This is a genomic window from Pseudooceanicola lipolyticus, from assembly GCF_002786325.1.
GTDB classification, from domain to species: domain Bacteria; phylum Pseudomonadota; class Alphaproteobacteria; order Rhodobacterales; family Rhodobacteraceae; genus Pseudooceanicola_C; species Pseudooceanicola_C lipolyticus.
In genome coordinates, this window is sequence record NZ_PGTB01000194.1 from 1 (window position 1) to 6,203 (window position 6,203).

At 65.8% G+C, this 6,203-nt stretch carries 5 protein-coding genes and 1 pseudogene; 1 reads left to right on the forward strand and 5 read right to left on the reverse strand.

Features of this window, described 5'->3' with window-relative positions; translation table 11 throughout:
* A partial coding sequence (locus tag CVM52_RS22730) for an ATP-dependent helicase C-terminal domain-containing protein (protein WP_276308659.1) occupies positions 1–543 on the forward strand: 543 nt, incomplete at its 5' end.
* A gap of 201 nt (positions 544–744) precedes the next feature.
* Here CVM52_RS22730 and CVM52_RS22735 read toward each other — a convergent pair.
* The 5 genes and pseudogenes from CVM52_RS22735 to CVM52_RS27115 all read right to left on the reverse strand — a co-directional run.
* On the reverse strand, positions 745–1,797 hold the full coding sequence (locus CVM52_RS22735) for an MBL fold metallo-hydrolase (protein ID WP_240621040.1): 1,053 nt from the start codon (positions 1,795–1,797) through the stop codon (positions 745–747).
* Between the two features lie 93 nt (positions 1,798–1,890).
* A complete protein-coding gene (locus CVM52_RS22740; protein ID WP_100164653.1) occupies positions 1,891–2,979 on the reverse strand; it encodes a CaiB/BaiF CoA transferase family protein in 1,089 nt (362 codons plus the stop codon).
* A 138-nt stretch (positions 2,980–3,117) separates the two neighbouring features.
* Entirely contained in the window at positions 3,118–4,761 is a 1,644-nt protein-coding gene (groL, locus tag CVM52_RS22745) for a chaperonin GroEL (protein WP_100164650.1), read from the reverse strand.
* Positions 4,762–4,813: 52 nt separating this feature from the next.
* Positions 4,814–5,125, reverse strand: coding sequence for a co-chaperone GroES (locus CVM52_RS22750; RefSeq protein WP_100164651.1), 312 nt, complete (start codon positions 5,123–5,125; stop codon positions 4,814–4,816).
* Between the two features lie 299 nt (positions 5,126–5,424).
* Positions 5,425–6,203, reverse strand: a pseudogene (locus CVM52_RS27115) (peptidoglycan-binding domain-containing protein); the annotation flags it as partial.

The window sequence follows — 6,203 nt, forward strand, 5'->3', positions numbered from 1 at the left end:
CGGCTGGACGGCGGCGCGGCGCGGCTGGCCCAGCGGGTGGAACTGGTGCGGGCCGCGGGCGCGGACCTGCCGGATTTCTCCCCCGAGGGGCTGATGGCCGCGCTGGAGCACTGGCTGCTGCCGATGTTGGGCGGCCTGCGCACCGCGGAAGAGTGGAAACGGTTCGACCCCCTGCCCGCCCTGCGCGCGGCGCTGAGCTGGGATCAGGTGCAGTTGCTGGATGCCCGCGCACCGGAACATTTCGTCACGCCGCTGGGCCGCAAGGTGCCGGTGGATTACGGCCCCGAGGGGCCGGAGATCGCCCTGCGCCTGCAAGAGCTGTTCGGGGTCACAGCGCATCCCGAGGCGGCGGGCGCGCCGCTGAAGATCACCCTGCTGTCGCCGGCGCAGCGCCCGGTGCAGGTGACGCGCGACCTGCCCGGCTTCTGGGCCGGGTCCTATGCCGATGTGCGCAAGGACATGCGTGCGGCCTATCCCAAACACCCCTGGCCCGAGGATCCGACCCAGGCCGACCCAACCTTGCGGGCGAAGCCCCGGAAGTGAGGGCGCCGCGCCATCGCCGGGCCGCCGGCGAGGCTAGGCCTGTGCCTCTGGGTTTCTGCTGGCCAAATCCGCGTGCCCCCGGCACAAGGCGCTACCTCACCCAGATCGCCGCCCCGAGGGGCGCAGCGGCGCGTCGCGCCATTGTTCCGCACCCGATGCCGCGTTCCTGGTTGAGACCGAATGCGGTCGAAACACCCGCCTCTAGGCCGGGACGAAAAACACCTTGCCCGCCTGGGTCTGCGGCGCGATCTCGCCGCGGCGGACCAGCCGGTTGGCATGGGCCAGGGTCTCGGTGAAGGCAAAGCTCATCTGGTGCGGATCGAGTTCGCGGGTGAACAGCACCGGCACCAGGTCGGCCGCCGATTTCGGCCCCTGGGCACAGGCGGCGCGGATCCGGTCGCAGCGTTCCTCGTGATGCGCCTCAAGCTCGGCACAGCGCATGTGCAGCCCGTGGAACGGCCGGCGGTGGCCCGGCAGCACCAGCACGTCATCGGGCAGTTCGGCGCGCATCAGGCGCAGGGTGCGCAGGAAATGACCCAGCGGATCGCCATTGGGTTCGCCGGCGAAGACGCTGACATTGGGCGAGATCTTTTCCAGCACCTGATCGGCCGCGAAAAGCAGCTTTTCATCCTCGCAATAGAGCATGATCTGTTCCGGCGCGTGGCCGTCGCCCGAGAAGACGCGGAAGCTTCGGCTGCCGATCACCAGCTGGTCGCCCATCACCAAACGCAGGAAGCTGCGCGGCAGCGGTTCGATCAGCTTGAGATATTCGTTGCCCTGAATCGCGACCAGACCGGCCGCCTCGGCGCTCATCCCGTGGCTGGAATAGAAATCGAAGTAATGCCGCGAGCCGAAATCCTGCGGCGCCAGCGAGATCACCCGGCTGGACATGAAAGACGACTGGCTGGTCAGCAGCTCGGCGCCGAAGCGCTGGCACAGCCAGCCCGCCAGGCCGATATGGTCGGGGTGATGATGGGTCACGATCACCCGGGTCAGTCGCACCCCCTGCAGCGGACCGGCAAACAGCCCGTCCCACACCGCCTTGGCGGCGCTGGTGCTGATGCCGGTATCGATCACCGCCCAGCCATCGCCATCTTCCAGCAAGTAGATATTGACGTGATCCAGCCGGAACGGCAGCGGGATGCGCAGCCAGATCAGGCCCGGCGCAATTTCCGTCACCGCGCCATAATCCGGCGCGGTCTCGAACGGGAATTGCAATCTGTCGTAGACGGGGTCGCGGTTGAAGTTCAGCAATGGGGCAGCCTTTACCGGGGAATCCGGATGGGGCCGAACCATGGCCCGGATCGGCGCGGGGCACAAGGCCGGGCGCGCCGGGGGCCGGCTGGCTTAGCCCCGCTTCAGCTCGGCCAGGATCGCGTCGGTATCCGCGCCCCGTTTTGGCGAGGGGCGCGGGGTCCAGTCCGGCCGGGTGGAAAAGCGTGGCGCCGGGGCGGCCTGCAGCGCGCCGTCGATTTCGCGCCAGGTGGCGCGGCTGTGGTTCATCGGGTGCTGCATCGCCTCGACCGGGTCGAGCACCGGGGCGACGCAGGCATCGGTGCCCAGGAACAGCGAAGCCCAGTCATCGCGGGTTTTGCTGGCGAAGATGGCGTCAAGCCGCGCGGCCAGTTCCGGCCATCTGTCGGGGCCCTGCTGGGTACGGAAATCGGGATCGTCCGCCAGCCCCAGCAAATCGACGAAGGTGGCGTAGAATTGCGGTTCCAGACATTGGACCGACATATAGCCGCCATCCGAGGTGCGATAGCAGCGCGACCAGTAGGGCCCGCCCAGAGCCGAGCCGGCGCGGTCGCGCGGCAGGCCGCCGCGCTGGCGCAGGGTCATCAGCAGGTTCATCATATGCGCCGAGCCGTCATAGATCGCCGCGTCGACCACGGTGCCGTGCCCGGTGGCGCGGGCATTGAGCAGGCCCGACAGCAGACCGACCACCAGGTACAGCGAACCGCCGCCGATATCGCCCACCAGCGTCGGCGGTGGAAACGGCGCATCGCCGTCCAGGCCGGTATACCAGGCGGCGCCGGACATCGAGAGATAGTTGAAATCATGCCCGGCAGCATGGGACAGCGCGCTGTCCTGCCCCCATCCGGTCATACGGCCAAACACCAGCCGGGGGTTTTCCGCCAGGCAGATATCGGGGCCGAGGCCCAGGCGCTCCATCACGCCGGGGCGGAACCCTTCGATCAGCGCATCGGCGCCGCGCACCAGCGCCAGCAACGTCGCCTTGTCCTCGGGGTCTTTCAGGTCGAGTTCGATCGAGCGCTTGCCCCGGTCCAGCACCGGCGCCTCGGTGGCGGTGACCCTACCGGTGCCGCCCTTGCGATGCACGACGATCACATCGGCGCCCAGATCGGCCAGCAGCATGGCGGCAAAGGGCCCCGGCCCCAGCCCCTCGATTTCGATGATACGGATCCCGTCCAGCACGCTGCGCCCCTCTCGCCATTGACCCGCACAGGTGTGACAGGTGCAGGCGGTCACGGCAAGCTGCGCGGCGGTGTTGCCAAACCGCAAAAAGAAAGGGGAGCCGAAGCCCCCCTTCCCTGTCAGAACTGACAGAACGGCTTACATCATGCCGCCCATGCCGCCCATGTCGGGCATGCCGCCCGCGGGTGCGGCGCCTTTCGGCTCGGGCTTGTCAGCCACCATGGCTTCGGTGGTGATCAGCAGACCGGCGATCGAAGCGGCGTCCTGCAGTGCGGTGCGCACCACTTTGGCCGGGTCGATGACGCCAAACTTGAACATGTCGCCATATTCTTCGGTCTGGGCGTTGAAGCCGAAGGTCTTGTCTTCGCTTTCGCGGATCTTGCCTGCAACAACCGAACCGTCGACGCCGGCGTTTTCAGCGATCTGGCGCAGCGGCGCTTCCAGCGCCTTGCGGACGATCGAGATGCCGACATTCTGGTCGTTGTTGATGCCGGTCAGACCGTCGAGCGCCTTGGCGGCCTGCACCAGGGCGACACCGCCGCCAACCACGATGCCTTCCTGAACGGCGGCACGGGTTGCGTTCAGGGCGTCATCGACGCGGTCCTTGCGCTCTTTCACTTCGACTTCGGTCATGCCGCCAACGCGGATGACGGCAACGCCGCCGGCCAGCTTGGCAACACGTTCCTGCAGCTTCTCGCGGTCGTAATCCGAGGTGGTTTCCTCGATCTGGCCACGGATTTGCGAAACGCGGGCTTCGATTTCCGCCTTCTCGCCTGCGCCGTCGACAACGGTGGTCTCGTCTTTGGTGATCGAGACTTTCTTGGCCGAACCCAGCATGTCGATGGTGACGTTTTCCAGCTTCATGCCCAGGTCTTCCGAGATCACCTGGCCGCCGGTCAGGATCGCGATGTCCTGCAGCATGGCCTTGCGGCGATCACCAAAGCCCGGTGCCTTGACGGCTGCGATCTTCAGACCGCCGCGCAGCTTGTTGACCACCAGGGTGGCCAGCGCTTCGCCTTCGACGTCTTCGGCGATGATCAGCAGCGGCTTCTGCGACTGGATCACCGACTCGAGCAGCGGAACCATCGGCTGGAGGCTCGACAGTTTCTTCTCGTGCAGCAGGATCATGCAGTCTTCGAGTTCTGCAGTCATCTTGTCGGCATTGGTCACGAAATAGGGCGACAGGTAGCCGCGGTCGAACTGCATGCCTTCGACGACGTCGGTTTCGGTCTCGAGGCCCTTGTTCTCTTCGACGGTGATCACACCCTCGTTGCCGACCTTCTGCATCGCGTCTGCGATCTGGCGGCCGATTTCTTCTTCGCCGTTGGCCGAGATGGTGCCGACCTGGGCCACTTCGTGGCTGTCGGACACGTCGCGAGCGGCGGATTTGATGGCGTCAACCACTTTGGTGGTGGCCAGGTCGATGCCGCGCTTCAGGTCCATCGGGTTCATGCCCGCTGCAACCGACTTCATGCCTTCCTTGACGATGGCCTGGGCCAGCACGGTTGCGGTGGTGGTGCCGTCACCGGCTTCGTCGTTGGTGCGCTGGGCCACTTCCTTGACCATTTGCGCGCCCATGTTCTCGAACTTGTCTTCCAGTTCGATTTCCTTGGCAACCGACACACCGTCCTTGGTGATGCGGGGCGCGCCGAAGGATTTGTCCAGAACCACGTTGCGGCCTTTGGGGCCCAGGGTCACCTTGACCGCGTCGGCCAGGATGTTCACACCCTTGAGCATCCGATTGCGCGCGTCGGTATCGAATTTGACGTCTTTTGCAGACATATTTTTCTACTCCTCAGAAACTTGCGTTTGAGTTCGTGAAAACCCGTGGCGTTCAGGCGGCTTTGGCCGCAGCCGAACCTTCGATGATGCCGAGGATGTCGCTCTCTTTCATGATGAGCAGTTCCTCGCCGTCGACGGTCACTTCGGTGCCCGACCACTTGCCAAACAGGATGCGGTCGCCCGCTTTCACGGCCATTTCGATCAGTTCGCCGCTGTCCTTGCGCGCGCCGTCGCCGCAGGCGACAACTTCGCCTTCGCTGGGCTTTTCTTTCGCGCTGTCGGGAATGATCAGACCGCCCTTGGTTTTCTCGTCGCTTTCGACACGGCGCACGAGCACCCGGTCATGCAGGGGTTTGAATGCCATCTTTGCAGCTCCTTAAGGCTCAAAGTTTTTTACCTCCGGTCCCTCGGATGAGGCGACCATTAGCACTCACCTAGGTCGAGTGCTAACGGCGCGTAGATAGGGACATGGAAAAACGGAGTCAAGCAAGGCGCTGCGAAAACCGGGGGAAATTCGTCTGTTTTTGAAATGGGCTCCGGCGGGCGCCGGTTCAACCGGTGTGCCGCCTCTTTAGCGCGGCCGAGGGGCACGGAACATCCGCCGCAAAGGCAGCAAGGCCCGCCGGATGGGCGGGCCTTGCGCAAGTCATTGAAAACGACCGGTCAGTTGTTGCTGGAGCCGAAGACCGGCAGCGTCGCACTGGCGCTGGCGCCGCCGCTGGCCTCTTCCAGAACGGCCACGCGATCAGGCGACTGGCCCATCACCGCGGCACCGGCGGTCGATTTGACCGAGTCCAGCCCCAGTTTCATCCAGGCGCCGGCCTTCTGCGCATCCACCTTGGCGGTGCCGAAGCCTTCGCGCATGTGGTGGCTGACCGCCTCGCCATAGCCCAGCTGTCCGGCGGCGGTCAGCAGGATTGCCGAGGCCAGCGCCATCTGCGCATCGTCGATGCGATAGCCGACCCCCAGACAGACCTTGCCGCCCGAGATCAGCTGCGGCATCGGCTGGCCCGATTCCTGCAGCACGGCCGAGGCATCGCTGATCACCATGTCGGGGCGCGCGGTGCCCAGACCGTCGATCTGCGGGGCAATGACCTGGGCCAGGCCCTGGCACTGCTGTTCGATCTGCGCGTCGGTCAGGTTGGGAATGGTCGCGGTGATCGAGGTGCTTTCGGCCATCGCATGGGTGCGGGCCAGGCAGAACTGCTCGTTGAGCGCGAATTCCTTGTCCGACACCCGGCCCGGCGTGGTCACGCCGCCATTGGCCGCGGTCAGCACGTTGATCTCGTTGCAATGCTCGTTCACCGAACGGTCGGTCTGGCCGAAGGTGAAGGACGGCAACGTCGCGGTATCCGACCGGGCCGTCACCGGCACCTGTTCGGTCGGCTGCGGCGTCGGCGCGGGGGCCGGAGCCGGCGCGGCCACCGGGGCCGGAGCGGGCG

Excerpts from the sequence above, each read along its gene's own strand:
- groL (WP_100164650.1), bottom strand. The coding sequence starts at position 4,761 with ATGTCTGCAAAAGACGTCAAATTCGATACCGACGCGCGCAATCGGATG.
- CVM52_RS22750 (WP_100164651.1), bottom strand. The coding sequence starts at position 5,125 with ATGGCATTCAAACCCCTGCATGACCGGGTGCTCGTGCGCCGTGTCGAA.